Genomic DNA, 24679 nt, shown 5'->3' with positions numbered 1-24679 from the left:
GTGGGCAGGTTTCCTGCCCACGCGTTCAGGCGGCCCAGGCAAACCACACAGGCGCCACCACTGTGAATGCATGAACTGAACGCGTGGGCGGGAGACCCGCCCACCCTACACGGCGCGCCGGGTCCGGGCGGCTAGCGCTCCAGCACGTAGGTGCCCGGTGCCGCCGCCAGCGAGGGACCGACCGGGCGCGCCGGCACCCGGGCGCCACGCGTGTGCCGGCCCAGCCAGGCAGCCCAGGCCGGCCACCACGAGCCGTCGTGCAGGCGCGCCTCGGCCAGCCAGGCATCGGCGTCGATGTAGCAGTCGCCGCGATGGCGATCGAGGCTGTAGTAGTGGCGTCCCCGGTGGCCCGGCTCGCTGACGATGCCGGCGTTATGCCCGCCACTGGTGAGCACGAACGAAACGTCGCAGCCGGAGAGCAGGTGGATCCGGTGCACTGAACGCCAGGGCGAAACGTGGTCGGTGATGGTTGCCACCGCGAAGATCGGCAGTTCGATGTCGGTGAGCGCGATCGGCTTGCCGCCAACCCGGTAGCGGCCCGCGAACAGGTCGTTGTGCAGGAACAGGTGGCGCAGGTAGTCGCTGTGCATGCGGTAGGGCATGCGCGTGGTGTCGGTGTTCCATGCCATCAGGTCGTTCATGGGTGGGCGCCGCCCCAGCAGGTATTGCTCCACTGCGATCGACCACACCAGGTCGTTGGTGCGCAGCAGCCGGAATGCCCCCGCCATTTGCCGGTTGTCCAGGTAGCCCTGTTCCCACATCAGGTCTTCCAGCCAGGTGACCTGGCTTTCATCGATGAAGAGCTGCAATTCGCCGGCCTCGGAGAAATCGGTCTGCGCCGCCAGCAGGGTCATGCTGCCCAGGATCTTGCGGTCGGCACAGGCCAGCGCCGCCGCCGCCATCGACAGCAGCGTGCCGCCCAAACAGTAGCCGGCGGCGTTGATCGGCTGCCCGGGCACCAGCGCGCGCACGACGTCGATCGCGGCCAGCACCCCGTCCTCGAGGTAGTCGTTCAGGTTCAGCTCGCGGTTTTCCGCGGTGGGGTTGTGCCACGAGATGATGAACACCGTGTGCCCCTGCTCGACGAGGTAGCGCACCAGCGAGTTGTGCGGCGACAGGTCGAGGATGTAGTACTTCATGATCCACGCCGGCACGATCAGCACCGGCTCGGCGTACACGGTGGGGGTGGCGGGCTTGTACTGGATGAGTTCGATCAGGCCGTTGCGGTACACCACTTCGCCGGGGGTGACGGCGACCTCGTGGCCAGGCCGGAATTTTTCGGCGCCGGCGGGCGGCTTGCCGGTCAATGCGCGGTGGATGTCATCCACCATGTAGCCCGCCCCGCGCACGAAATTGAGGCCGTGCTCGGCGATGGTGGTGGCCATCACCTCCGGGTTGGTGGCGACGAAATTCAGCGGCGACACCATGTCGAGCAGCTGGCGCGCGGCGAACGAGACCACCTGCTCGTGGTGGCGGGTAACGCCGTCCACGCCGGTGGTGGCGTTGTACCACCACTGCTGGTTCAGCAGGAAGGCTTGCTGCAGCAGGTTGTACGGCCACTGCTGCCACAGCTCGTTGACGAAGCGGCGGTCTTGCGGCAGCGGCTTGATGCAGGGCGGTACCTGCATGCCGAGCGAGCTGCGCACCGCGTAGTCCCACCACCGGATGTCCTTGTGCCAGGCCTTTTCGGCCAGGCGCTGCCATTTGGCGGGCGCCTGCGCCAGGTGTAGCAGCCAGTCGAACGCGGCCAGCGCCAGGCTGGTGGGTGAAATGCCGTGCGTGGCGTGGCCGATCAGCGCGTGCAGCAGCCGGTCCGCGTCGCTTGGCGGCTCCGGCACGCTGGTGTGCATGGCGACCATGTCCTGGTGGCGCTGGGCGCCGCCAATTTGCGGCGGCGGCCAGGGGATACCGGGGATCGGCGGTGGCGTTTCCATGTGTTCTCCCAACCCGTGCAAGGCGCGAGGGATCCAGCATCGCGCGCGGAGCTGGCGCAAACTTGATCGGTCTCAATGGTGCGCGGCACAAGGCGGCTTTGGGGTAATCTCGGTCGGTCTCGCGCAACCACTTCGGAGCCCGTTCGATGGCAGACAGCCCGCAGCAGCAAGCCGAAAGCGATGCGCTCAAGGTTCCCGTGATCGAGGAACAGCTCGCACTGGACACACGCACGGTCGACACCGGCCGCGGCGTGCGCATCCACAAGACCGTGGCCGAACATCCGGTGGCCATCGACGAACGCCTCATTCACGATGAGGTGGACGTGCGCCGGGTACCGGTCGACCGTGTAGTCGGGGCCGGCGAGGCTCCCGCTGTGCGGTACGAAGGCGACACGCTGGTCGTGCCGGTGCTCGAGGAAGTGCTGGTGGTCGAGCGGCGCGTGCGCATCAAGGAAGAGCTTCACATCACGCGCAACCGGCGCGAGGAGCGCCACCAGGAAACCGTCATGGTCAGGTCGGAGCAGGTCAGCATCGAACGCTTCGACGAAGCGGCAGCGCCACTCCCACCCCGCTAACCCAAGGAGGAAATCATGCAACATACACTCATCGCCGTGTTCGACAACCGCGCCGACGCCGACCGCGCCCAGGACGACCTGCTGATGGCCGGCTTCAAGCGCGACTGCATCAAGATCTCCAACAGCGACCCGACCGGGATCACCGACAGCGTTTCGGGCAGCACCACCGCCACGGCAGCCAACACCGGGACCGAGCATGAAGGGCTGGGCGCGAGCATCAAGCACTTCTTCGCCGATATCTTCGGCACCGACAACAGCGAGCACGCACAGCGCTACTCCGACGCGGTCAGCCGCGGCCACCACGTGCTGACCGTCACCGCCGACGATGAGCCGGAAGTGGAACGCGCCGCCGACATCGTCGAGCGCCACGGCCCGGTGGACATCGACGAGAAGGCGGCCGAATGGGCGGGCGGCGCCGCGATCGGCCATCCCGAGTCGATGCGCATGAGCGGGGCCGGCGGCATGCAGCAGTCGGGCGCCACCTCGCTGCAGTCCGAGGGCGACCGCAACCTGTTCGCGCAGCAGTCGCTGAACGAGGATGTGCCGATGGGCCAGACCTACCAGGAGCCGATGTCGCGCAGCGGCGAGTCGCTGCAGGGTTCCACGCTCGGCGGTTCGCAGCAGTCCGAAGGCATGCAACTGGACAGCACGCGGGGCAGCACGCTGCGGCCCGAAGCCGGTGTCCTGGGCGCCGAGCAGCGCGACACCGGCCTGTCCGGCTCGCTGCAGCGGGACACGTCGAGCCAGGCCATCCCGGTGGTCGAGGAACGCCTGAAGGTGGGCAAGCGCGAAGTGCAGCGCGGCGGCGTGCGCGTGTTCTCGCGCGTGGTCGAGCAGCCGGTGAACGAGAGCATCGGGCTGCGCGAGGAGCATGTGAACGTCGAGCGCCACCGCGTGGACCAGCCGCTGTCGCCGGGCGACACCAGCGCGTTCAAGGAGCAGACCATCGAGATGCGTGAGACCGCCGAGGAACCGGTGGTCGAAAAGAGCGCACGCGTGGTCGAGGAAGTGGTGGTCGGCAAGCAGGTGTCGCAGCGCGAGCAGCAAATCCGCGACACGGTGCGCCACACCGAGGTGCAGGTGGAAAACCTGGGCGCGCGCGCGTCGATGCTGAGCGATGACGACTATTTCCGCCGTCACTGGACCAGCAACTACGGCAGCAGCGGCGGCAGCTACGGCGATTACGCGCCGGCCTACAGCTTCGGTTCCGACATGGCGCGCGATACCAGGTACCGCGGCCGCAAGTGGGATGAGGTCGAATCGGACCTGAAGAGCAGCTGGGAGGCGCGCCACCCGGGCCAGTCGACGTGGGAGCGCTTCAAGGCATCGGTGCGCGAGGGCTGGGACCGGATCACCAACGACGAGGCCAGCCGTTCGCACTGGAACAGCAACTATGCCACCAGCGGCGGCAGCTACGACGACTACGCGCCGGCCTATGACTACGGCTACCAAATGGCGCGCAGCGACAAGTACCGTGGCCGCAAGTGGGACGAGGTCGAGTCCGACCTGCGCAGCGACTGGGACAGCCGCTATCCGGGCGAGTCCGGCGCATCGAGCTGGGAGCGGTTCAAGATGGCCGTGCGTAATGGCTGGGATCGTCTGACTTCCTGAGTCAACCCAGGTCGTCTGCCATCGAACCGTCGTCCCCGCGCAGGCGGGGACCCATGCTGCGCTTGCGCTCGGGCTGGCCTTGCCTCGGGCACGCGGTCCATGGGTCCCCGCCTTCGCGGGGACGACGTTGTTTTAGGCCGGTTCGGAGATGGGCAAGCTGATCCGGTTGCGCCCCATGTGCTTGGCCCGGTACAGGGCCGCGTCCGCAATCGCCACCAGCTGGCTCGCATCATTTTCAGGCGATGCGATCGCGGTCGCGGCGCCAATCGACACGGTCACGTGCTGGGTAGGCGCCAGCCGGTTCGGCACCTGCAGCTTCTCGACACGGCAGCGGATGCGCTCGGCCACGATGGCGGCACCCTTGAGCGACTGGTTGGGCAGGATCACCGCGAATTCTTCTCCGCCGTAGCGCGCCACCAGGTCGTTGGCGCGCATCTCGCTTGCCACCGCGGTAGCGATGCGCTTGAGGCATTCGTCGCCACCCAGGTGCCCGTTGGCGTCGTTGTAGGCCTTGAAGTTGTCGACGTCGACCATCAGCAGCGACAGCGGCTGGTGCTGGCGCAGCGCGCGTGCCCACTCGGCATGCAGGGTGTCGTCAAAGCAGCGGCGGTTGGCCAGGCCCGTCAGGCCGTCACGCGTGGCCAGCTGTTCCAGCGCGATCTGCGCCATCTTCTCATCGGTCAGGTCGCGCAGCGTCTCCACCACCGCCGACAGGCGCCCGTGCTGGTCGTAGATCGGGCTGGCGTCCGCGGCCAGGTAGCGGCGCCGGCCCATGCGCGGCATGTCGCACCAGCTTTCGGCCGACAGGTTGGCGCCAAGCGGCTGCACCTTGGCCTGGCGCGGATAGATCTGGCGAATCTCCTCGGTCCGGTTCTGGATCACGAGGTCGGCCAGCGTGGGACGCGGTTCTTCGTAGAAGGTGCGCCAGTGGTTGTCGGTGCCGACGATCTCGTCGGATGGCACCCCGGTCAGGCGCTCGCAGGCCCGGTTCCAGATCATGACCCGCGAGTTGGTATCAAGCACGAACACCGGGATCGCCAGCATTTCCATCAGCTGGTTGGCGAACGCGCGGTCGTGCGGTTGGGCGGAGGACTCTATCAGGCGGGACATTGTTGTTGTGCTGGTCATGAGCCATCCTCGTTGTCTGTCCGTTGAGCAATCAATTGACTGCTGACAAGTCGGATTTTGCTACCCGGAAGTGTTGGGATTCTTGATCCCGAGCAAGGAAGGAACCGGTCGCGTTCACCGCACCACGGTTTCATGCGCGAGGGGTAAGGACAGCGCCAGCAGGGTCCCGGCGTCGGGCGCGCTCTCGACCAGCAGGTCGCCGCCCACCGCGCTGATACGCTCGCGCATGCCGGCCAGGCCGCAGCCATAATGCGCCGGGTCGGTCGGCATGCCCACGCCGTTGTCCTGGATGCGCAGGCACACGCAGCCTTCCTCGCAGGCCACGCGCACCCAGACCTTGGAGGCATGCGAGTGGCGCGCCACGTTGGTCAATGACTCCTGCAGCACGCGGTACAGCACCACGTCCAGCGCCGGCTCGCGCTGGGCCAGCTCGAGCGCATGCTCGTCGGCGATGAACTCGTGGGTGATGCCGGAAAGGCGGCTGAACTCGCGCACCTGGCGCTGCATGGCGCCGCACAGTCCTTCGCCGAGCGCGAGCGGTCGCAGGTCGTTGAGCACGGCGCGCAGCGAACGCAGTGCGTGGTCGAGCGTCCCGGCCAGCATCCCCAGCTTGTCGTGGATGGCCGGGTGCAGGCCTTTGGTGGAAACCTGCAGCAGCGACACGTCGATGCGCAGCGCGAGTAGCGTCTGGCCGAGGTCGTCGTGGATGTCGCGCGCGATGCGGCCGCGTTCGGTGTCGCGCTCGCGGCCCTGTTGCTGGACGAGCCGGGAAAGCACGGCGTGCGTTTCCGAGAGCGCCGCTTCGGTGTCGGCACGTTGCTGCTGCTCGGCATACAGCTTCGAGCGCAGGCGTTCGACCTCTTCTTCGATCCGGAAACAGCGGCGCAGCAACAGGCAGCACGCGCTCGCCAACGCCACGACCCACAGCAGGCAGGCGCCAGCCGCGGTCGGGACTTCCCAGGCGCTGGCCTGGGCTTCATTCCACGCCAGGCAGAGGAGGGCGGGGAGACAGACAGTTCGATGGGACAGGTGGGCCATGGCATACCTTCCGACGTTGATCAGAACTTTCTGTTGACCAACATAGCGTGCCGGCGCCGGGCGAATATTGTTCGTAATCAATCGGTTGCCGAGTATTATTCCTAGTCACTGTCGGCGAATGCGCCGGCGGGAGCTCGCTGCGCAGGACGTTCCCGCGCTATAATGGAGGGTTCTCGAAAGGCTCAGCGTGACTTACAGCATCAAAGAAATCTTCTACACCTTGCAGGGCGAAGGGGCGCATGCCGGCCGGCCGGCCGTGTTCTGCCGCTTCTCTGGCTGCAACTTGTGGAGCGGGCGCGAAAGCGACCGTGCCAGCGCCATTTGCACGTTCTGCGACACCGATTTCGTCGGCACGGACGGCGAGCGCGGGGGGAAGTTTCGCGACGCGCCAGCGCTGGCGGCGGAAATCGACAGCCTGTGGCCGGCCAGCTACCCGGCCAGCAAGTACGTCGTGTTCACCGGCGGCGAGCCGCTGCTGCAGCTGGACACGGCACTGCTGGAAGCGATGCACGCGAAAGGCTTCACGGTCGCGATCGAAACCAACGGCACATTGCCGGTGCCGGCGGGCGTCGATTGGGTGTGCGTGAGCCCCAAGATGGGCTCGAAGCTGGTGGTGGAGAAGGGCAACGAAATCAAGGTCGTGATCCCGCAGGCCGGGCAGGACCTTGCCGCTTACGAGGGGCTCGACTTCGACAACTTCTACGTCCAGCCGATGGACGGGCCGCTGGCCGAGTTCAACACGCGCCTGGCGATCGAGACCTGCCGCCGCAACCCCAAATGGAAGCTCAGCCTCCAGACCCACAAACTGCTACAGATTCCCTAAGCCATGCTGACGATTACCCGCAAGCTCGAGTTTGACGCCGGGCACCGCATCCCCGACCACAAGAGCCAGTGCCGCAACCTGCATGGCCACCGCTACACGCTTGAGATTACGCTGACCGGCGCCGTCATCAATGCCGAAGGAAATTCCGACAACGGCATGATCATGGACTTTTCCGACATCAAGGCGCTGGCCAAGCAGCACCTGGTGGACGTGTGGGACCATGCCTTCCTCGTGTACGAAAAGGATGACAAGGTGCGCGAGTTCCTCGCCAGCCTGCCGGACCACAAGACGGTCGTGATCGACCGCATCCCGACCGTCGAGAACCTGGCGCAGGTCGCCTTCAATATCCTCAAGGGCGCCTACACCGACCGCTACGGCACCGGCCTGCGCCTCACGAAGCTGGTGCTGCATGAAACCCCCAACTGCTGGGCCGAGATCGGCGATGCCTGATTCGCGCTTCATGCAGCTGGCCCTGGACCAGGCACGCCTGGCGTGGGCCGTGGGCGAGGTGCCGGTGGGCGCGGTCGTCGTGCGTGACGGCGAGGTCATCGCGACGGGCTACAACCAGCCGATCGGCCGGCACGACCCGACCGCACATGCCGAGATCGTTGCGCTGCGCGCGGCGGCCGAGAAGCTCGGCAACTACCGGCTGCCCGGCTGCGAATTGTACGTGACGCTCGAGCCGTGCGTGATGTGCTCGGGCGCGATGATGCATGCGCGCCTTTCGCGCGTGGTGTACGCGGCGGTCGATCCCAAGACCGGCGCCTGCGGCTCGGTCGTGGACCTGTTCAAGCAGGAGCAGCTCAACCACCACACCGAGGTGGTCGGCGGTGTGCTGGCGGACGAGGCCAGCGCCATGCTCAAGGGTTTTTTCGCGGAGCGCCGCGCCAGCGCGCGCCGTCCCGTCACCGAGTAGCGCGCCGCACGCGGCGCGAGCGCCGCCGATTTGTCGAAAATGCTATGCTGGTTTCACATCGCCCTCGGGCGAAGGAGACCACGTTTTGCATTTGCGTTCACACGTTCGGCGTGCGCGGCCCTTGCGGGCTGGCGGGGCGCCGTTCCAGCTGCCATGCCTACCCTGACCGCCAACGGCATCCGCCTCGCATTCGACACCACCGGCGACCCCAAGGCCGTGCCGCTGCTGCTCATCCACGGCATCGGCATGCAGCTCACCGCGTGGCCTGAAGAATACGTCGACGGCCTGGCCGAGCTGGGCTTCTACGTGATCCGTTTCGACAACCGCGACTGCGGCCTCTCCACCAAGTTCGAGCAGGCCGGCACGCCCAACCTCATGCTCTCCTGGCTCAAGGCCAAAATCGGTTGGCCGATCTCGCTGGCGTACACCATCGACGACATGGCCGAGGATGCGGTCGGCGTGCTGTCCGCGCTGGGCGTGGCGCGTGCCCACGTGGTCGGGGTGTCGATGGGCGGCGTGATCGGGCAGCTGCTGGCGGCGCGCCACCCCGGGCGGGTGCTGTCGCTCACCTCGATCATGTCCAGCAGCGGCCGGCGCGGTTTGCCGGAACCGTCGCGCGAGGTGCGCAAGGTGGTGCAGCAGGCGCTGGCCAAGCCGCCCGACTTCGACACTGCGGTCGAGCAGTCGATTGCAGTGCTGCGCAAAATCGGCAGCCCGGCTTACCCGACCACCGAAAAGCAGCTGCGCCGGCGCGTGGCACGCCAGCTGCGCCGCAACTGCTGCCCGAGCGGCGCCGCGCGCCAGTGGCTGGCCGTGACCGCGGCCGGCGAGCGTTGCGACCTGCTGGCGCAAGTGAAGGCGCCAACGCTGGTGATCCATGGCGCGGCCGACCCCTTGCTGGCACTGGCGCACGGTATCGATACCGCGCAGCGGATTCCCGGCGCGCGCCTGGAGATCATCGAGGGCATGGGTCACGACCTGCCGGTGCAGCTGGCCGAGCGCATCCTTGCCTTGATTGACGAACATGCCCACGGTAAGATGGCACCGGACTCAACACCCCGGCTATTCGTCAAACAGTGATCACCAAACAAATCGGCATCGCCATTGCCGGCACCGGCGGGGCTGCGCCCGACTACGCCGCGGTCGAGCGTGGCGTGGAGCGCCTGCGCGCGCAGGGCATCCTCGTTCATAACTTCGCCTCGCAAGAGCAAGTGCACCAGCGCTTTGCCGGCACCGATGGCGAGCGCCTGGCCCAGCTTCATGGCGCCGTGGCCGATCCGGACGTCCAGGTCGTCATGGCGCTGCGCGGACAATACGGCATGACGCGGCTGCTGCCGCACATCGATTACGAGGCGATTGCTGCCAGCGGCAAGATCATCGTCGGCTACTCCGACGTGACGGCGCTGCACATGGCGCTGATGGCAAAGACCGGCGCACAAAGCTATGCGGGGCCGATGTTCTGCGGCGACTTCGCTGTGGACGCGTGGGAGCCGTACACGCAGGAGCAGTTCTGGCAGTGCCTGGCCGGGCCAACCCACAGCGTTCTTGGCGCGGCATGCGGTAACCCGCAGGTGGCGCTCGAGGGCAGGATCTGGGGCGGCAACCTGGCCATGTTCGTGTCGCTGCTCGGCACCGAATACTTCCCGCGCATCGACGGCGGCATCCTGTTTTTCGAGGACATCGCCGAACACCCGTACCGGGTCGAGCGCATGCTGCTGCAACTGCACCAGGCCGGCGTGATCGCGCGCCAGCAGGCCGTGGTGCTGGGCGATTTTTCCGCGTACCGACTGAGCCCCGCCGACAACGGCTACGACTTCGACGCGATGCTGGCCTATCTGCGCCAGACGCTGCCGGTGCCGGTGCTGACCGGGCTGCCGTTCGGGCACATTGCGCGCCGCGCCACGATCCCGTTCGGCGCACTGGCGCGGCTGGTGTCCGACCCTGATGGTTTTACCCTGACGCTGTCGGAGTATCCGACGGTGCGTCATGCCTAGCGCTCTTGCCCCGCTCGACTACTACCGGGCGACGTGCTCGCCCGATTCGTACCCCACGCTGGACGGCGCACGCGAGTGCGCCGTTTGCATTATTGGCGCCGGGTTTGCGGGCCTGGGAACGGCATTCGCGCTGCATGAGCGCGGGGTGACGGACGTGGTCGTGCTGGAGGCGCAGCACGTGGGCTTTGGCGCATCCGGGCGCAATGGCGGCTTTGTGTTCGGCGGTTTTTCGCTCGACGAGCGCGCGTTGCTGGCGCAGGCTGGCCCGGATCACGCGCGCGCCCTCTACGGATTGACGGTGGCGGCCGTCGACACGATCCGCGAGCGCATTGCCCGCCATGGCATCGCCTGCGAGGCGCGCGAGGCCGGCGTGCTGCTGGCGAACTGGTTCGACGACGACCGCGTGCTCGATGAGCGCCACCGCTTCATGGCCGAGCACATGGGCGCGCAGTGGCAGCGCATCTCGCGCGCCGAGCTGAGCGAGATGCTGCTGACGACGCGCTACCACGGCGCCTTGCTCGAGCCGGCGGCCTTCCACTTCCATCCGCTGAAGTACGTGCAGGGGCTGGCGCGCGTGCTGTCCGGCCATGGTGTCGCGATCCATGAGCACAGCCGCGCGGCACGCGTCGAGCGCGCGGGCGACGGCTGGCGCATCGCGACCGCGCGCGGGCAGGTGAGGGCGCGGGAAGTGGTCATGTGCTGCGGCGGCTATCTGGGGCGCCTGCAGCGCAAGCTGGCGTCTTGCGCGTTGCCGATTGCGACCTATGTGATGACGACCGAGCCGCTGGGCGAACGCCTGGGCGAGGCGATTCGCACGCACGCGGCCGTGTACGACACGCGCTTTGCGTTCGACTACTACCGCGCGCTGCCGGACACGCGGCTGCTCTGGGGCGGGCGCATCGCGGTGCGCGACCGCGATCCCGCGGCCGTGTCGCGGCTGCTGTACTGCGACATGCTGAAGGTGTATCCGCAGCTGGCCGGCGTGCGTGTCGAGCACGCATGGAGCGGCATGATGAGCTACGCGCGCCACAAGATGCCGCAGCTCGGGCGCCTGCCTGACGGGATGTGGTACGCGATGGGCTTTGGTGGCCACGGCGTTGGGCCGACGACGCTGGCGGGTGAACTGCTGGCCTGCGCGATATTGGGCGACCCCGAGGGGATGCGACGCTTCGAGCAGTGGGGCTTGCCGTCCACTGGCGGCCCCGCCGGAAAACTGGCGGCCCAGCTCGTGTATTGGTACCATGAGCTGCGCGACCTGATGCGCTCTTAGCCGAACAGGGATTTGAGCGCTTTGGGTGCAACCTGAGTGAACAGTCCGAGACCGATTATCCACATGATCAGGCTTGTTTTCGCCTCCAGCACGTCGGCTTTCGTCGCATAGTTCGCCTTGATTACCATGAGGCCCTGCTTGAGGTCGGCCAGCTGCTTAGAGATGTCGCGTTCGAACGAATCCACGTTGAGCTCCTTTCGTTTGAGGGGACTACAAACAGTTTACGCTCCCTTGAAACGGGGCGTTTGATAAGGACGCATGCAGTAGATGGAACTTCAAACCCGCAGTGAACTGGCAGCCCCGCGCATGCCGCGCGCGATCTGGATACTCGGCTGCGTGAGCATGCTGATGGACGTGTCGTCCGAGATGATCCAGAGCCTGCTCCCCTTGTTCATGGTTGGCGCGCTGGGCGCCAGCGTGCTCACGGTCGGCGTGATCGAAGGCATGGCCGAGGCGACTGCCCTGATCGTCAAGGTGTTCTCCGGCGTGCTGAGCGACTACCTCGGCAAGCGCAAGCGGCTGGCGGTGATTGGCTACGCACTGGGCGCGTTCACCAAGCCGGTGTTCGCGATTGCCCCGACGGCGGGCGTGGTGCTCGCCGCGCGCCTGGTTGACCGCGTGGGCAAGGGCATTCGCGGCGCGCCGCGCGATGCGCTCATTGCGGACGTGACGCCGCCGCAGCTGCAAGGTTCCGCCTTCGGGCTGCGCCAGGCGCTCGATACGGTGGGCGCGTTCGCGGGGCCGCTGCTGGGCGCGGGGCTGATGCTGGTGTGGGCCAATGACTACCGTGCCGTGTTCTGGCTCGCGATCGTGCCCGGCTTGCTGTCGGTGGCGCTGCTTGCGTTCGGTGTGCGCGAGCCGGAAGGCGCGGTGGAAGGGCCACGCACCAACCCGGTCGCGCGCGCCAACCTGGCACGCATGCCGCGCCGTTACTGGTCGGTGGTGGCGATTGCGGCGGTGTTCACGCTCGCGCGCTTTTCGCAGGCCTTCCTGGTGCTGCGCGCCCAGCAGGTCGGCATCGCGGTGGCCCTGGTGCCGCTGGTGATGGTGGCGATGAACGTGGTGTATGCCGGCAGCGCCTATCCTTTTGGCTGGCTGGCCGACCGCGTGGATCATGCCAAACTGCTCATGGCCGGGCTGGTGGTACTGGTCGCTTCCGACCTGGTGCTGGCGCAGGCGGCCGGATGGGGCTCGGTGCTGGCAGGCGTGGTGCTGTGGGGTGTCCACATGGGCATGACGCAGGGACTGTTCGCGGCAATGGTGGCGGGCGCAGCGCCGGCAGACCTGCGCGGCACCGCGTTCGGCATCTTCAACCTGGTCAGTGGCGTCGCCGTGCTCGCGGCCAGCGTGGTGGCCGGACTGCTTTGGGAGCGGCTGGGGCCGGCCTTCACGTTCTATGCCGGCGCGGCGTTCGCGGTGGCCGCGCTCGCGGCGCTGGCCGCGCGTCGGCAGGCGCCGGCAATGGTAGAATAGCCGGTTATCCGAAAACTTCCGCTTTCAAGGGTTTTACCGTGCTCAGTACAGCGAACATCACGATGCAGTTCGGCGCCAAGCCGCTGTTCGAGAACATTTCCGTCAAATTTGGCGAAGGCAACCGTTACGGCCTGATCGGCGCAAACGGCTGCGGCAAATCGACTTTCATGAAGATCCTCGGCGGCGACCTCGAACCGTCGGCCGGCACCGTCATGCTCGACACGAACGAGCGCCTGGGCAAGCTGCGCCAGGACCAGTTCGCGTACGAAGAGATGCGCGTGCTCGACGTGGTCATGATGGGACACACCGAGCTGTGGAACGCGATCAGCGAGCGCGACGCGATCTACGCCAACCCCGAGGCCACCGACGACGACTACATGCGCGCGGCCGAGCTGGAAGGCAAGGTCGCCGAGTACGACGGCTATTCGGCCGAGGCGCGCGCGGGCGAACTGCTGCTGGGCGTGGGCATCGCCTCCGACCTGCACCAGGGGCCGATGAGCGCGGTGGCGCCGGGCTGGAAGCTGCGCGTGCTGCTGGCGCAGGCGCTGTTCTCCGATCCGGACATCCTGCTGCTGGACGAACCGACCAACAACCTGGACATCCACACGATCCGCTGGCTCGAGAACGTGCTCAACGAGCGCAACTCGACGATGATCATCATCTCGCACGACCGCCACTTCCTGAACCAGGTGTGCACCCACATCGCGGACATGGACTACGGCACGCTGAAGGTCTATCCGGGCAACTACGACGACTACATGGAGGCGTCCACGCAGGCGCGCAACCAGCAGCTGGCGAACAACGCCAAGGCCAAGGAGAAGGTGGCCGAGCTGCAGGACTTCGTGCGCCGCTTCTCGGCCAACAAGTCGAAAGCCCGCCAGGCTACGTCGCGCCTGAAGCAGATCGACAAGATCAAGATCGAGGAATTCAAGCCGTCCTCGCGCGCTTATCCGTTCGTGCGCTTCGAGGGCGAGAAGAAGCTGCACCGCCTTGCCGTGGAAACCGAAGGCCTGTCCAAAGCCTACGACCACCAGATCTTCAAGAACTTCTCGATCATGGTCGAGGCAGGCGAGCGCATCGCGATCATCGGTGCCAACGGCGCCGGTAAGACGACCCTGCTGCGCTGCATCGGCAGCGGCGACATCACCGGGCTGTCGGCTGACAGCGGCACCGTGAAGTGGGCCGAGAACGCCAACGTTGGCTACATGCCGCAGGACCCGACCGAGGAATTCGCCCAGGACGTGAACCTGACCGACTGGATGGGCCAATGGACGCAGGAAGGCGACGATGACCAGGCGGTGCGCTCGATCCTGGGCCGCCTGCTGTTCGGCGGCGACGAGGTGAAGAAGTCGGTGCGCGTGCTGTCCGGCGGCGAAAAAGGCCGCATGATGTACGGTAAGCTGATGCTGGGCCGGCACAACGTGCTGCTGCTGGACGAGCCGACCAACCACATGGACATGGAGTCGATCGAGTCGCTTAACATCGCGCTTGATAAGTACGCGGGCACCCTCATCTTCGTGTCGCACGACCGCGAGTTCGTGTCGTCGCTGGCCACCCGCATCCTGGAGGTGAAGGACGGCCAGGTGATCGACTTCCGCGGCAATTACGAAGATTACCTGTCGAGCCAGGGCATCGACTAACCGAAGCCGCTACAATCGACACGTCGTCCCCGCGAATGCGGGGACCCATACTGAGCGTCCGGGCCAGCGGTCCATGGGTTCCCGCCTTCGCGGGAACGACGGTCGAGGCAGTCGTCAATGGCCACGTCCTCAATGTGAGATCATTCGGACATGAACATCCAACCCATCAAAACCTTCGAATACGACCGTCCCGCCGCTGGTGCCGCATGCACCGCGGAGGCCTGGGCGCGCGTGCCGGCGGCGCCCACTGCCGAGGAGCGCGCCGCGCTGAAAGAGCGCATCCGCCGCCTGCTCAAGGAGCGCGAGGCGGTGCTGGTCGCGCACTATTACGTGGACGCCGACCTGCAGGACCTGGCAGAGGAAACCGGCGGCTGCGTCTCCGATTCGCTCGAAATGGCGCGCTTTGGCCGCGACCACCCGGCCAAGACCCTGGTGGTGGCCGGCGTGCGCTTCATGGGCGAGACAGCAAAGATCCTCAGCCCCGAGAAAACCATCCTCATGCCCGACCTGGACGCGACCTGTTCGCTCGACCTGGGCTGCCCGGCCGACGAGTTCGCGGCGTTTTGCGACCAGCATCCGGACCGCACCGTGGTCGTTTATGCGAACACCAGCGCGGCCGTCAAGGCGCGCGCGGACTGGATGGTGACCTCGTCGATTGGCCTGGACATCGTCAAGTACCTGCACGAGCAGGGCAAGAAGATCCTGTGGGCGCCCGACCGCCACCTGGGTGCTTACATCCAGAAGCAGACCGGCGCCGACATGCTGCTGTGGCAGGGCTCGTGCCTGGTGCACGACGAGTTCAAGGGCATCGAGCTCGACCTGCTGCGCGCCGAGCACCCGGGCGCCAAGGTGCTGGTGCATCCGGAGTCGCCCGCTTCCGTGGTGGCGCAGGCCGACGTGGTGGGCTCGACCACCCAGCTGATCAACGCCGCGCAAACGATGGACGCCACCACCTTCATCGTGGCGACCGACAACGGCATCATGCACAAGATGCGCATCGCCGCGCCGGGCAAGCACTTCATCGTCGCGCCGACCGCGGGTAACAGCGCCACCTGCAAGAGCTGCGCGCACTGCCCGTGGATGGCCATGAACGGCCTGCAGAACCTGGCCGATGTGCTCGAAAGCGGCAAGAACGAGATCCACGTCGATCCGGAGATCGGCCGCCAGGCCAAGCGCGCGATCGACCGCATGCTCGATTTTGCGGCGGCCAAGAAAGCCAAGGCGCTGCCGACCGGCGCGCTGGAACAGGAAGGCAAACTCTTTACGGGGATCGGTCCGGCATGAGCAAGCTGAAAAATCCGCACAACCAGTTCAGCGACAAGCTGCAATCGGCATTCGAACAGAACATCCTGGCCGCGCTGCTGGAAGACGTGGGCACCGGCGACGTCACGGGCCGCCTGGTCCCGGGCGACTCCCGCGTGCAGGCGCGCGTGATCGTGCGCGAGCAGGCGGTGCTCTGCGGGGCGCCGTGGTTCGAAGGGCTGATGCTCGCGGTCGACCAGGACATCGAGATCGACTGGAAGTTTGCCGAGGGCGACCTGATGGCGGCCGACAGCGTGGTGTGCACGATCGAGGGTTCTCCGCGTTCGCTGCTGACCGCCGAGCGCGGCGCGCTCAATTTCATGCAGCTGCTGTCGGGCGTGGCCACCGCAACGCGCAGGTATGTGGATGCGGTTGCCGGCACCAAGGCGAAGATCCTCGACACGCGCAAGACGCTGCCGGGCCTGCGCCAGGCCCAGAAGTACGCCGTGCGCGTGGGCGGCGGCGAGAACCAGCGCATGGCGCTCTACGACGGCATCCTGATCAAGGAAAACCACATCGCGGCAGCGAGCGGCATCACCAAGGCGCTGCAGGCGGCGGCTGCGCTGGACGCGGGCGTGCCGGTGCAGATCGAGGTCGAGAGCCTGGACGAGCTGCGTGAAGCGCTGGCGGCCGGCGCGACGTCGGTCCTGCTCGATAACTTCGACCTGGGCATGATGCGCGAGGCGGTGGCTGTGAATGCGGGCAGGGCGCTGCTTGAAGCGTCGGGCGGCATCAACATGGATACGGTGCGGGCGATTGCCGAGACGGGCGTGGACCGCATTTCCATCGGCAGCCTGACCAAGGACGTGCGCGCGACGGACTACTCGCTGCGCGTGATTGGCTGACCTGCACTGAGCCTCAAACTGCGTCGTCCCGGCGAACGCCGGGGGCCATGCGTTTTTATCGAATCCGGACAGTCAGCATGGGTTCCGGCTTGCGCCGGAACGACCGGTAGGGTGGGCACTTGTGCCCACGCGGTCATACGCGCGACTGATCCGGGGTAGAACGTGGGCACAGGTGCCCACCCTACGGGTTCAGACCCCGCTTTCGCTGGCCCGTGCCAGCGCTTCGGCGCGCGGGTTGCGGATCTGGACCGGTTCGCCCACCTGGGCAGCCATCGCGTCGATCGCCTCCAGCACCTTTTCCGGATGGGCGTAGTGGGTCATGTGGCCAACGCCCGGCTCCAGCGCCAGCTCGCCTTCCGGCACCCGTTCGCTTAAACGCTCCGAGTTGTGGCTGAAATCGGCCATCTTGTCGCGCGTGCCGGCGATCAGGGCAACCGGCACCTTCAGCTCCGGATACCGCCTGGCCAGCGCCATTGCGGCCGGCACCATCAGCGCGCTGTCGGCAGCAACCGCGCGCAGCTGCTTTGGCCGAACCATCATCCATGGCGGCAGCTCGCGAAAGCGCTGCGGCACCGGCTGCGGCGAGAACATGAACTTTGCCATCAGCGGCCAGCGCAGGCGCCAGAGCAAGGGCGACACCGTGTAGCGCAGCAGGTCGCCCAGGATCGGGATCGCGGGCGTGGACAGCATCGGCACGTCCAGGCGCAGGCTCGGGTAGTAGTAGCCGGACAGCAGGACCAGCCCGCGCACGAAATCGGGCACCTCCAGCGCCATCGACAGCGCCACCAAGGTGCCCCACGAGTGGCCGACCACGATCGCCGAGTCCACGCCTATTTCCTGCAGCGCGTGGTGGAGCAGGCGCGCCTGCGCCTGGGGCGTCCAGACCGTCGCGCGCGGCCGCTCGCTGTAGCCGTAGCCGGGGCGGTCGAATGCGATCACCCGGTAGCGCTCGGACGCACGCTCCACAAGCCCGCTGTGGTCATAATCTTCCGCGCTCACCATGTTGCCGTGCAGGAGAACCAGCACCGGTCCCTGGCCGCGTTCGATGTAGTGCAGGCGCACGCCATCGACCTCGATGAATTTACCCTGTGGCGGATGCTCGCGCTCGACCTGGCGGGTCTTGGCGCGCACATACAGGAACGAGGCCGCCAGGCCCACGCCGGCCAGCAGGGCGGCGTTGCGCCAGCCGTTTGCGCGGGCGCCGCGCGGCAACATGCTGCTCATGGATTCGCTCACAGTACTCCTCCTCGTGTGTGGTCAGGTGCGGTGGCGCTTGCGGGCTCCCTGGGGTGTAACAGCTGGGGCACGAGCGGCAGGATGCGCTCGGCCGATTCCTCGATCTTGAGGTCGATCAGGTGGTCGGCGCGCGTGCGGCCGAGGTTGAGGGCGGCAATCGGTTTTCCCTGTTCGGCGGCCATGCGGCAGAAGCGGTAGCCGGAGTACACCATCAGCGACGAACCGACCACCAGGAGCGCGTCGGCCGCCTCCATCTGCGCGAGCGCACACGCCGTGCGCGCGGCCGGGATGCCGTCGCCGAAGAACACCACGTCCGGCTGCAGCGTGCCGCCGCAGTGCACGCAGGCGGGCAGGTTGAAGTGTTCGAGCGCCTCGGGTTCAAGGTCGGCGTCGCCATCGGGCAGGGGCGTCGCCAGGGTGGCTGCCACTTCGGGATTGGTTTCCAGCAGCTGCGCCTGGACGAAAGCGCGCGGGAACCGGGCCTGGCAGGACAGGCAGACCACGCTGTGGATGTTACCGTGCAGTTCGAGCACGGCGTGGCTGCCGGCTTGCTGGTGCAGGCCGTCCACGTTCTGCGTCAGCAGCGCGCCGATGCGCCCGTTTGCCTCGAGCATGGCAAGCGCGCGATGGCCGGTATTGGGCTGCGCCTTGGCCAGCGTGGGCCAGCCGACCATGCTGCGCGCCCAGTAGCGGCGCTGGACCGCGGGCGAGCGGCGAAATTCCGGGCCCTGGATCGGCTGCCTGCCGCGGCGGTTGCCGTCGCGGTCGCGGTAATCGGGAATGCCGGAGGCGGTCGACAGCCCCGCCCCGGTCAGCACCAGCGTATTGGGGTGCCTTGCGAGAAAATCCGCCAGCGCGCCCGCGTGGTCTTGAACGGTGAAACCTTCGGCCATCGTGTTACTCCTCTCATCGGATGGGATCGTAACATCGTTGCCCGCGGGACCAGAACACCTTTCCTGTCGATATGGAACAGCGCTCAGCCCTGGCGTGAAGACCAGGCGATGCCGCCGACGATCAGCACGAACGCGAGCGCATGGTACAGGCGCGGCGGCTCGCCCAGCAGGGCCGAGCTGAAGAGGGCCGTGAACAGCGGCGTGAGGTTGATGAAGAAGGCGCCGATGTTGGGGCCGGCGCGCATCACGCCGGCGCCCCAGCAGCGCATCGCGACGATTGCCGGGCCGATGGCGACGTAGGCCAGGGCCGCGACGACCGGCCAGCTCCAGGCGATGTGGATGCCGGAAACCGCCCATTCGGCGCCGGTGGCCGCGGCCGACCACAGCACGCCGTAGCCGACCTGCACCAGCAGGAACGCGGCCCAGTCGGCGCGCAGCGCCGGTGCGTCGGTTTTTTGCAGCAGCATCCAGCTGTAGAACGACCAGGCGATGGTGGCGAGGATGGTGTACAGGTCACCCACCACCAGACGCAGCGCAGCCAGCTGCTGCCAGTCGCCGCGCGAGAGCACCACCAGCACGCCGGCAATCGACAGGATCGCGCCGGCCACCTGGCGCGGGCGCACCGGCACCTTGAAGAAGTAGCGGCCCACCAGCATCATCCACACCGGCATGCCGGATGCGACCAGGGTCACGTTGATCGGCGTGGAAGTGTGCAGGGCCAGGTACAGCAGCGAGTTGTAGGTGCCAACGCCCAGCAGCCCGAGCATGCTGTAGCGGCGCCAGTTGGCCAGCACGCCGCTGCCTTGCGCAAAGGCGGCGCGGCCCAGCGGCAGCAGCACCACCAGCGCGATGGACCAGCGCAGCAGGTTCAGCGTCATCGGCGGCACCGCGTCGCGCACCAGGCGGCCGACCACGGCGTTGCCGGCCCAGAGGATGGGCGAGACGGTGAGCAGGACGATGGTCGAGAGGGACAGGTTACGGTTCATTCTTGTGAAATGAGTCGAACAAGGAGCGCCTTGTGGGCAACCCGCCATTGTGAGCGGTGGACGGGCGCGCCGTCCATGATCTGGTTCAGGTTGTTGTTGGTCGGCCCGACCCGCAGCGGGCGGTCATGGCCGGCATCTCCCGGCGCTCGCCGGGAGTCCGATCCCGGCGGTGCCGGGAACGACGTGCGTTAGCGTCGCGGTGGCGTCAGCACCGAGGGCAGCGCCTTGGGCAAGGTGTCCGGATAGTCGCGCGAGTAGTGCAGGCCGCGGCTCTCCTTGCGCGACAGCGCCGAGTTGACGATCAGCTCGGCCACGGCAACGAGGTTGCGCAGCTCGAGCAGGTCAGGCGTGATGCGGAAGTTGCGGTAGTACTCATCGATCTCGTCGCGCAGCAGCGAGATGCGGTGCTGTGCGCGTTCGAGGCGCTTGGTGGTGCGCACGATGCCCACGTAGTTCCACATGAAGCGGCGCAGCTCGTCCCAGTTGTGGGCGATGACCACTTCCTCGTCGGCGTTGGTGACGCGGCTTTCGTCCCATGCCGGCAGGGCCGGCGCTTCCCTGGACGGCATGGCGGCGATCTGCTGGGCGCAGGCGCGGCCGACCACCAGGCATTCGAGCAGCGAATTGCTGGCCAGGCGGTTGGCGCCGTGCAGGCCGGTGCAGGCGGTCTCGCCGACCGCGTACAGGCCCGGAATGTCGGTGCGCCCGGCCAGGTCGGTGACCACGCCGCCGCAGGTGAAGTGCACCGCCGGCACCACCGGAATCGGCTGCCTGGTGATGTCGATGCCCAGCTCGAGGCAGCGCGCGTAGATGGTCGGGAAGTGCTCCTGGATGAAATCGGCGCTCTGGTGGCTGATGTCCAGGTGGACGTAGTCCAGGCCGCGCTTTTTCATCTCGAAGTCGATCGCGCGCGCCACCACGTCGCGCGGGGCCAGCTCGCCACGCTCGTCGTGCGCGGGCATGAAGCGGGTGCCAGCGGCTGCGCCGGCTTCGGGCGGCAGCTTGAGCAGGCCGCCTTCGCCACGCACCGCCTCGCTGATCAGGAAGGACTTGGCGTAGGGGTGGTACAGGCAGGTCGGGTGGAACTGGATGAATTCCATGTTGGCCACGCGGCAGCCGGCGCGCCAGGCCATCGCGATGCCGTCGCCGGTGGCGGTGTCGGGGTTGGTGGTGTACAGGTACACCTTGCCGGCGCCGCCGGTGGCCAGCACGGTGTGCTCGGCCTCGAAGGTCAGCACCTTGCCGCTTTTTTCGTCCTGTACGTACAGGCCGTGGCAGCGCGGCTGGCCCACCAGGTGCGGCGCGCCGCCGTGGACGCCCTTGGCGGTCAGCTTGTCGGAGGTGATTACGTCGATCGCGCAGTGGTGCTCGAACAGCGAGATGTTCGGGTGCGCGCGCACCTTCTGCTCGAGCGTCACCTGGACCGCGTGGCCGGTGGCGTCGGCGGCGTGGATGATGCGGCGCTGGCTGTGGCCGCCCTCGCGGGTCAGGTGGAAGCCCAGCTCGGCGGTCTCGTCGCGGGTGAAGGGCACGCCTTGTGCGATCAGCCATTCGATCGCGGCGCGGCCGTGCTCGACGATGTAGCGGGTGGCCGCCTCGTCGCACAGGCCGGCGCCGGCCACCAGGGTGTCGGCGATATGCTGGTCGTGGCTGTCGCCGGAATCGAGCACCGCGGCGATACCGCCTTGCGCCCAGTTGCTGGCGCCGTCGAGCAGCGCTTTCTTGGAGATGACCGCGACCTTGCGCGTCTCGGCCAGGTGCAGAGCCACCGACAGGCCGGCCAGGCCACTGCCGACGATGGCGACGTCGAATTTCATGTTAGTACGCAGTTTTGGACAGAAGCATCACTATAGACGATTTGGCGCACACTCGCCCAGTAACCCTTGGCAGGAAAAGTTGCTAACAGTCAATATTGGGGCCAGCAAGTTGCGCCATCATCCCCCTGCAGGCTGCGGGCACCGCCCCGGCCGGCAGGGGGAGGAGGCGGCGATGGCAAGGCGAAAACTGCTGGTGGTGGAGGGCGATGCGGAGCTGCGCCGTGCGTTGCGGCAGCACTTCGAGCACCTCGAGGTGGTCGTGGCCGATTCGCGCGAGACCGCGCTGGCGCAGGTGCGCCGGCACGAGCCGCCCGCGGTGCTGCTCGACCTGTGCCTGCCGCCCGAGCCGGACGTCACGGTCGAGGGCCTGGCCGCGTTGCGCCAGATCCTGGCCGAGGCGCCGGACACCAAGGTGGTGGTGCTGGCCCCGGGCCGGGATCATGCCAGCGCGCTGGAAGCGATCGGCAGCGGCGCCTACGACGTGCACCACAAGCCGTGCGACCTGGCGCTGCTGTCGCTGGTGGTCGAGCGTGCCGCCGTCCTGTACGCGCTTCAGCAGGAGCACCGCCGCACGCAGCAACTGGCGCCGGATTCGCCGCTGGCGGGCATCGTCTCGCGTGACGCGGCCATGCTCAAGCTGTGCCGCGACGTGGAGCGCGTGGCGTCGACCGCCGCCACCGTCATGCTGTTGGGCGAATCGGGCAGCGGCAAGGAGCTGGTGGCGCGCGCACTGCATCGCATGAGCGGGCGGGCTGACGCGCGCTTTGTGGCCATCAACTGTGCCGCGATTCCCGGTGACCTGCTCGAGAGCGAGCTGTTCGGGCATGAGAAGGGCGCCTTCACCGGCGCGGGCCAGCAGACCCTGGGCAAGATCGAGATGGCCAGCGGCGGTACCTTTTTCCTCGACGAGGTGGGCGACATGGCGCTGGCGCTGCAGGCGAAGCTGCTGCGCTTCGTGCAGGAGCGGGTGATCGAGCGGGTGGGCGGGCGCGCCGAGATCGCGGTGGACGTGCGCATCGTATGCGCTACGCACCAGGACCTGAAGGCGCTGGTGGCGCGCGGGGCATTTCGCGAGGATTTGTACTACCGGCTGTCGGAGATCGTGCTTGCGATACCCGCGCTGCGCGAACGCGTCGGCGACTGCGCGCTGCTGGCGCACCACTTTCGCAACCTGTGGAGCGCGCGTACCGGGCGTGTGCCGATGCGGTTTACCGACGAGGCGGTGGCGGCGATCGAGGCTTATCGTTGGCCAGGTAATGTGCGCGAACTCGAAAACTGCATCAAGCGGGCCGTGATCATGGCGGACGGCCCATTGATCGGCGCCAGCGACCTTGGCCTGCCGCTGCCCGGGCAGCCCGGGCCGGACGTGAACCTGCGCCGGGCGCGCGCCGCGGCCGAGTACCAGGCGATGGTGTGCGCGCTGGCTCGGGCGGACGGCAACATCGCGCGCGCGGCCGAGCTGATGGGGGTCTCACGCCCGACCGTGTACGACCTGATGCACTACCACGGGATACGCGGGTGAACGCGCTACCAGGACATGATCCAGTTGGCGCTGGCGTCGGCCACCTCGTCGCGCCAAGCGCTGCTGGTAAAGGCGTGGTCGGCCTGTGCCACCTCAACGCAGCGAAAGCGCGCATGGTGCCGGGCCAGCACGCGCGCGAAATGGCGGGCTGCCAGGTCTTCGCCGCCCAGCACCAGCAACAGGCGGCCCGGAAAGCCGTTCAGGCTGTCGGCGATGCGGCGCGGCAGCGCCGTGCGGTGCGCGCCGCCGCCCATCCGGCGCCACTGCTCGCGCAGGGTACCGGCGCGTTCGGCCAGCCCAAGTTCGCCGCGCGCCACCTTTTTCCAGAACGCCACCTCGCCCAGGCGCGCCAGGTAGTGGTGGCGCAGCGGCTCGGCCGGGTCGTCGACGGGTCGGCCCGGCAGCGGGTTGAGCAGCACCAGGGCGCACACCCGCTCGTCCAGCGGCGCGTACAGGGCCGCGGCCAGCGCGGCGTCACCCAGGCCGAGGATGACAATTTCTTTCATCTCCGGCACCTGGGTGGAAAATTCTTTTATCGCTGCCCGGATGTCGTCTTCGATGGCGTCGAACGCGCGCGGCGCGCCCTCGCTGTCGCCCATGCCGCGGCGGTCGAAGCGCATCATCGGCAGGCCGCGCTGGGCCAGCACGCGCGAGAGCAGGGTGAACTGGCGGTGGCTGCCGATACGGTATTGCTCGCTGTCCGCCAACATGAGCACACCACGCTGCAGCGGGCGCTCCGGCACATCCACCACCCCGATCAGGCTGCTGCCGTTGCAGTTGAAACGCAACGCGCGCTGGTCGATTTTCATGGCTGGCTCCCGAACACCTCGCTGGTGGCGTCCAGCAGGGCGGGACATTCGATCACTTCGTCATTCCAGGCGTGGGGGCCGGCTACGGGATGGAACTGGACCCGCACGCCGTCGCGCGCCCAGCGCGCGGCCAGCCGGGCCACGTTGGCTTCGACCCGGGCGGGCGCCGGCTCGGGATTGGCGAACCAGTGGACGGTACAGGGCGGCAGGCGCAGGTTGGCGGCGTCGCAGCCGTCGATGGCCTTGACGAGCGGGATCGCCACCTCGTAGCCGCCCACCTCGATGTGACCGTGCACCGCCAGCTGGGCGCGCAGGGCGGCGGTGCTGCGCGCGGTGCCGGGCGCCTTGCCCTGCAGCTGTGCCGCAAGGCGCAGGCGCAGGAATTGGTTGATGCAGGTACGCCCGTTGGTGAACGGTTGCCACAGGATGATGCCGGCCGGCCGCAGCTGGGCCGCGCAGTCGAGCGCCAGCAGGCCGCCCAGGCGCACGCCCCACAGGTGCAGCGGCCCGCCGCCGGTGCGGTCGAGCAGCCAGCCGGCGGCAATGGCCAGGTCGCTCTTCCACAGCTCCCAGCGGCCGGAATGGAAGTCGCCACAACTGTCGCCGCAGCCGAACAGGTCGAACTGCAGCACGGCGTAGCCCATGGCAGCGAACGCCCGCGACTGCAGCGCGGCCATGCGCCGCGATTTGTTCATTTCTTCAGCGAACGCGTGCACGTGCAGGATTGCGCCGCGCGGCTCCACGCGCGGGTTGGGCGCATGGTACACGCTGAACCGCGTGCCGGGCTCGGCATCGAAGAAGAAGGGCTCCACGCGCGGCGTGGACAGCAGCGGGGCATTCATGGTGCAAGTGTCTCCTGCACGGGCT

General features: G+C 67.5%; 23 protein-coding genes. 13 read left to right on the top strand and 10 right to left on the bottom strand.

Annotation, left to right across the window (positions count from 1 at the left end):
• Positions 1 to 131 precede the first annotated feature (131 nt).
• Positions 132 to 1934 carry a PHA/PHB synthase family protein gene (locus NX774_RS00330; RefSeq protein WP_258820165.1) on the bottom strand — a complete coding sequence of 601 codons (1803 nt, stop codon included), beginning with the start codon at positions 1932 to 1934 and terminating at the stop codon, positions 132 to 134.
• Between the two features lie 146 nt (positions 1935 to 2080).
• On the opposite strand from NX774_RS00330, the gene NX774_RS00325 reads away from it, so the two are divergent.
• Positions 2081 to 2509 carry a DUF2382 domain-containing protein gene (locus NX774_RS00325; protein WP_258820164.1) on the top strand — a complete coding sequence of 143 codons (429 nt, stop codon included), beginning with the start codon at positions 2081 to 2083 and terminating at the stop codon, positions 2507 to 2509.
• Positions 2510 to 2524: 15 nt separating this feature from the next.
• Positions 2525 to 4120, top strand: a complete 1596-nt coding sequence (locus tag NX774_RS00320; protein WP_258820163.1) for a YsnF/AvaK domain-containing protein — start codon at positions 2525 to 2527, stop codon at positions 4118 to 4120.
• A 132-nt stretch (positions 4121 to 4252) separates the two neighbouring features.
• On the opposite strand, the gene NX774_RS00315 is transcribed toward NX774_RS00320, so the two are convergent.
• Both NX774_RS00315 and NX774_RS00310 read right to left on the bottom strand, forming a co-directional pair.
• Positions 4253 to 5230: a sensor domain-containing diguanylate cyclase gene (locus NX774_RS00315; RefSeq protein ID WP_258820162.1), complete on the bottom strand. Its 978-nt coding sequence runs from the start codon at positions 5228 to 5230 to the stop codon at positions 4253 to 4255.
• Positions 5231 to 5362: 132 nt separating this feature from the next.
• Positions 5363 to 6286 carry a sensor histidine kinase gene (locus tag NX774_RS00310; RefSeq protein WP_258820161.1) on the bottom strand — a complete coding sequence of 308 codons (924 nt, stop codon included), beginning with the start codon at positions 6284 to 6286 and terminating at the stop codon, positions 5363 to 5365.
• Between the two features lie 187 nt (positions 6287 to 6473).
• Between NX774_RS00310 and queE the strand changes: the two genes are divergently transcribed.
• The 6 genes from queE to NX774_RS00280 all read left to right on the top strand — a co-directional run bounded on the left by queE (position 6474) and on the right by NX774_RS00280 (position 11289).
• Positions 6474 to 7109 (top strand): 7-carboxy-7-deazaguanine synthase, encoded by a 636-nt coding sequence (gene queE / locus NX774_RS00305; RefSeq protein ID WP_258820160.1) that lies wholly within the window; start codon positions 6474 to 6476, stop codon positions 7107 to 7109.
• A gap of 3 nt (positions 7110 to 7112) precedes the next feature.
• Complete coding sequence (queD, locus tag NX774_RS00300) at positions 7113 to 7559, top strand: 6-carboxytetrahydropterin synthase QueD (RefSeq protein WP_258820159.1); 447 nt, start codon at positions 7113 to 7115, stop codon at positions 7557 to 7559.
• Positions 7552 to 8025, top strand: coding sequence for a tRNA adenosine(34) deaminase TadA (gene tadA, locus NX774_RS00295; protein WP_258820158.1), 474 nt, complete (start codon positions 7552 to 7554; stop codon positions 8023 to 8025). Before queD ends, tadA begins: the two co-directional genes overlap by 8 nt.
• 153 nt (positions 8026 to 8178) lie before the next feature.
• The gene (locus NX774_RS00290; protein WP_258820157.1) at positions 8179 to 9105 is read left to right on the top strand and encodes an alpha/beta fold hydrolase; all 927 of its coding nucleotides are present in this window, start codon (positions 8179 to 8181) and stop codon (positions 9103 to 9105) included.
• On the top strand, positions 9102 to 10019 hold the full coding sequence (ldcA, locus tag NX774_RS00285) for a muramoyltetrapeptide carboxypeptidase (protein ID WP_258820156.1): 918 nt from the start codon (positions 9102 to 9104) through the stop codon (positions 10017 to 10019). The genes NX774_RS00290 and ldcA overlap by 4 nt, the downstream gene beginning before the upstream one ends.
• Positions 10012 to 11289: an NAD(P)/FAD-dependent oxidoreductase gene (locus tag NX774_RS00280; RefSeq protein WP_258820155.1), complete on the top strand. Its 1278-nt coding sequence runs from the start codon at positions 10012 to 10014 to the stop codon at positions 11287 to 11289. The genes ldcA and NX774_RS00280 overlap by 8 nt, the downstream gene beginning before the upstream one ends.
• Here NX774_RS00280 and NX774_RS00275 read toward each other — a convergent pair.
• Entirely contained in the window at positions 11286 to 11474 is a 189-nt protein-coding gene (locus tag NX774_RS00275) for a hypothetical protein (protein WP_258820154.1), read from the bottom strand. The two genes, NX774_RS00280 and NX774_RS00275, sit on opposite strands and share 4 nt — an antisense overlap.
• An 82-nt stretch (positions 11475 to 11556) precedes the next feature.
• On the opposite strand from NX774_RS00275, the gene NX774_RS00270 reads away from it, so the two are divergent.
• The 4 genes from NX774_RS00270 (at position 11557) to nadC (ending at position 16549) form a co-directional block, all read left to right on the top strand.
• Positions 11557 to 12762 (top strand): MFS transporter, encoded by a 1206-nt coding sequence (locus NX774_RS00270; protein WP_258820153.1) that lies wholly within the window; start codon positions 11557 to 11559, stop codon positions 12760 to 12762.
• Positions 12763 to 12800: 38 nt separating this feature from the next.
• A complete protein-coding gene (locus NX774_RS00265) occupies positions 12801 to 14402 on the top strand; it encodes an ABC-F family ATPase (protein ID WP_258820151.1) in 1602 nt (533 codons plus the stop codon).
• Between the two features lie 150 nt (positions 14403 to 14552).
• Complete coding sequence (gene nadA / locus NX774_RS00260; RefSeq protein WP_258820149.1) at positions 14553 to 15686, top strand: quinolinate synthase NadA; 1134 nt, start codon at positions 14553 to 14555, stop codon at positions 15684 to 15686.
• Positions 15683 to 16549 (top strand): carboxylating nicotinate-nucleotide diphosphorylase, encoded by an 867-nt coding sequence (gene nadC, locus NX774_RS00255; protein WP_258820147.1) that lies wholly within the window; start codon positions 15683 to 15685, stop codon positions 16547 to 16549. The genes nadA and nadC overlap by 4 nt, the downstream gene beginning before the upstream one ends.
• A gap of 189 nt (positions 16550 to 16738) precedes the next feature.
• On the opposite strand, the gene NX774_RS00250 is transcribed toward nadC, so the two are convergent.
• From NX774_RS00250 to nadB, 4 genes are all read right to left on the bottom strand, one after another.
• On the bottom strand, positions 16739 to 17773 hold the full coding sequence (locus tag NX774_RS00250) for an alpha/beta fold hydrolase (RefSeq protein ID WP_258820142.1): 1035 nt from the start codon (positions 17771 to 17773) through the stop codon (positions 16739 to 16741).
• 8 nt (positions 17774 to 17781) lie between these two features.
• On the bottom strand, positions 17782 to 18678 hold the full coding sequence (locus tag NX774_RS00245; RefSeq protein WP_258820140.1) for an NAD-dependent protein deacetylase: 897 nt from the start codon (positions 18676 to 18678) through the stop codon (positions 17782 to 17784).
• An 83-nt stretch (positions 18679 to 18761) separates the two neighbouring features.
• Positions 18762 to 19664: a DMT family transporter gene (locus NX774_RS00240; RefSeq protein WP_258820139.1), complete on the bottom strand. Its 903-nt coding sequence runs from the start codon at positions 19662 to 19664 to the stop codon at positions 18762 to 18764.
• 188 nt (positions 19665 to 19852) lie between these two features.
• Positions 19853 to 21481 (bottom strand): L-aspartate oxidase, encoded by a 1629-nt coding sequence (gene nadB, locus NX774_RS00235; protein WP_258820138.1) that lies wholly within the window; start codon positions 21479 to 21481, stop codon positions 19853 to 19855.
• Positions 21482 to 21653: 172 nt separating this feature from the next.
• On the opposite strand from nadB, the gene prsR reads away from it, so the two are divergent.
• Positions 21654 to 23003 (top strand): PEP-CTERM-box response regulator transcription factor, encoded by a 1350-nt coding sequence (gene prsR / locus NX774_RS00230; RefSeq protein ID WP_258820137.1) that lies wholly within the window; start codon positions 21654 to 21656, stop codon positions 23001 to 23003.
• Between the two features lie 5 nt (positions 23004 to 23008).
• On the opposite strand, the gene NX774_RS00225 is transcribed toward prsR, so the two are convergent.
• Positions 23009 to 23812 (bottom strand): hydrolase 1, exosortase A system-associated, encoded by an 804-nt coding sequence (locus NX774_RS00225; protein ID WP_258820136.1) that lies wholly within the window; start codon positions 23810 to 23812, stop codon positions 23009 to 23011.
• Entirely contained in the window at positions 23809 to 24654 is an 846-nt protein-coding gene (locus NX774_RS00220; RefSeq protein ID WP_258820135.1) for a hydrolase 2, exosortase A system-associated, read from the bottom strand. The genes NX774_RS00225 and NX774_RS00220 overlap by 4 nt, the downstream gene beginning before the upstream one ends.
• Positions 24655 to 24679 lie beyond the last annotated feature (25 nt).

The organism is Massilia agilis, from assembly GCF_024756255.1.
Taxonomy (GTDB): Bacteria; Pseudomonadota; Gammaproteobacteria; order Burkholderiales; family Burkholderiaceae_D; genus Telluria; species Telluria agilis.
Note: the sequence above shows the minus strand (reverse complement) of the source record. Positions and strands in the feature narration are given on the sequence as shown.

What these genes read in the sequence shown, in the direction of transcription:
- NX774_RS00240 (WP_258820139.1), bottom strand. Translation starts at nt 19,664, where the DNA reads ATGAACCGTAACCTGTCCCTCTCGACCATCGTCCTGCTCACCGTCTCG.
- NX774_RS00270 (WP_258820153.1), top strand. Translation starts at nt 11,557, where the DNA reads ATGGAACTTCAAACCCGCAGTGAACTGGCAGCCCCGCGCATGCCGCGC.
- nadA (WP_258820149.1), top strand. Translation starts at nt 14,553, where the DNA reads ATGAACATCCAACCCATCAAAACCTTCGAATACGACCGTCCCGCCGCT.
- NX774_RS00225 (WP_258820136.1), bottom strand. Translation starts at nt 23,812, where the DNA reads ATGAAAATCGACCAGCGCGCGTTGCGTTTCAACTGCAACGGCAGCAGC.
- NX774_RS00310 (WP_258820161.1), bottom strand. Translation starts at nt 6,286, where the DNA reads ATGGCCCACCTGTCCCATCGAACTGTCTGTCTCCCCGCCCTCCTCTGC.
- NX774_RS00320 (WP_258820163.1), top strand. Translation starts at nt 2,525, where the DNA reads ATGCAACATACACTCATCGCCGTGTTCGACAACCGCGCCGACGCCGAC.
- NX774_RS00330 (WP_258820165.1), bottom strand. Translation starts at nt 1,934, where the DNA reads ATGGAAACGCCACCGCCGATCCCCGGTATCCCCTGGCCGCCGCCGCAA.
- NX774_RS00220 (WP_258820135.1), bottom strand. Translation starts at nt 24,654, where the DNA reads ATGAATGCCCCGCTGCTGTCCACGCCGCGCGTGGAGCCCTTCTTCTTC.
- queD (WP_258820159.1), top strand. Translation starts at nt 7,113, where the DNA reads ATGCTGACGATTACCCGCAAGCTCGAGTTTGACGCCGGGCACCGCATC.
- NX774_RS00245 (WP_258820140.1), bottom strand. Translation starts at nt 18,678, where the DNA reads ATGGCCGAAGGTTTCACCGTTCAAGACCACGCGGGCGCGCTGGCGGAT.
- prsR (WP_258820137.1), top strand. Translation starts at nt 21,654, where the DNA reads ATGGCAAGGCGAAAACTGCTGGTGGTGGAGGGCGATGCGGAGCTGCGC.
- NX774_RS00315 (WP_258820162.1), bottom strand. Translation starts at nt 5,230, where the DNA reads ATGTCCCGCCTGATAGAGTCCTCCGCCCAACCGCACGACCGCGCGTTC.
- tadA (WP_258820158.1), top strand. Translation starts at nt 7,552, where the DNA reads ATGCCTGATTCGCGCTTCATGCAGCTGGCCCTGGACCAGGCACGCCTG.
- NX774_RS00280 (WP_258820155.1), top strand. Translation starts at nt 10,012, where the DNA reads ATGCCTAGCGCTCTTGCCCCGCTCGACTACTACCGGGCGACGTGCTCG.
- nadC (WP_258820147.1), top strand. Translation starts at nt 15,683, where the DNA reads ATGAGCAAGCTGAAAAATCCGCACAACCAGTTCAGCGACAAGCTGCAA.
- NX774_RS00290 (WP_258820157.1), top strand. Translation starts at nt 8,179, where the DNA reads ATGCCTACCCTGACCGCCAACGGCATCCGCCTCGCATTCGACACCACC.
- nadB (WP_258820138.1), bottom strand. Translation starts at nt 21,481, where the DNA reads ATGAAATTCGACGTCGCCATCGTCGGCAGTGGCCTGGCCGGCCTGTCG.
- NX774_RS00325 (WP_258820164.1), top strand. Translation starts at nt 2,081, where the DNA reads ATGGCAGACAGCCCGCAGCAGCAAGCCGAAAGCGATGCGCTCAAGGTT.
- NX774_RS00250 (WP_258820142.1), bottom strand. Translation starts at nt 17,773, where the DNA reads ATGAGCAGCATGTTGCCGCGCGGCGCCCGCGCAAACGGCTGGCGCAAC.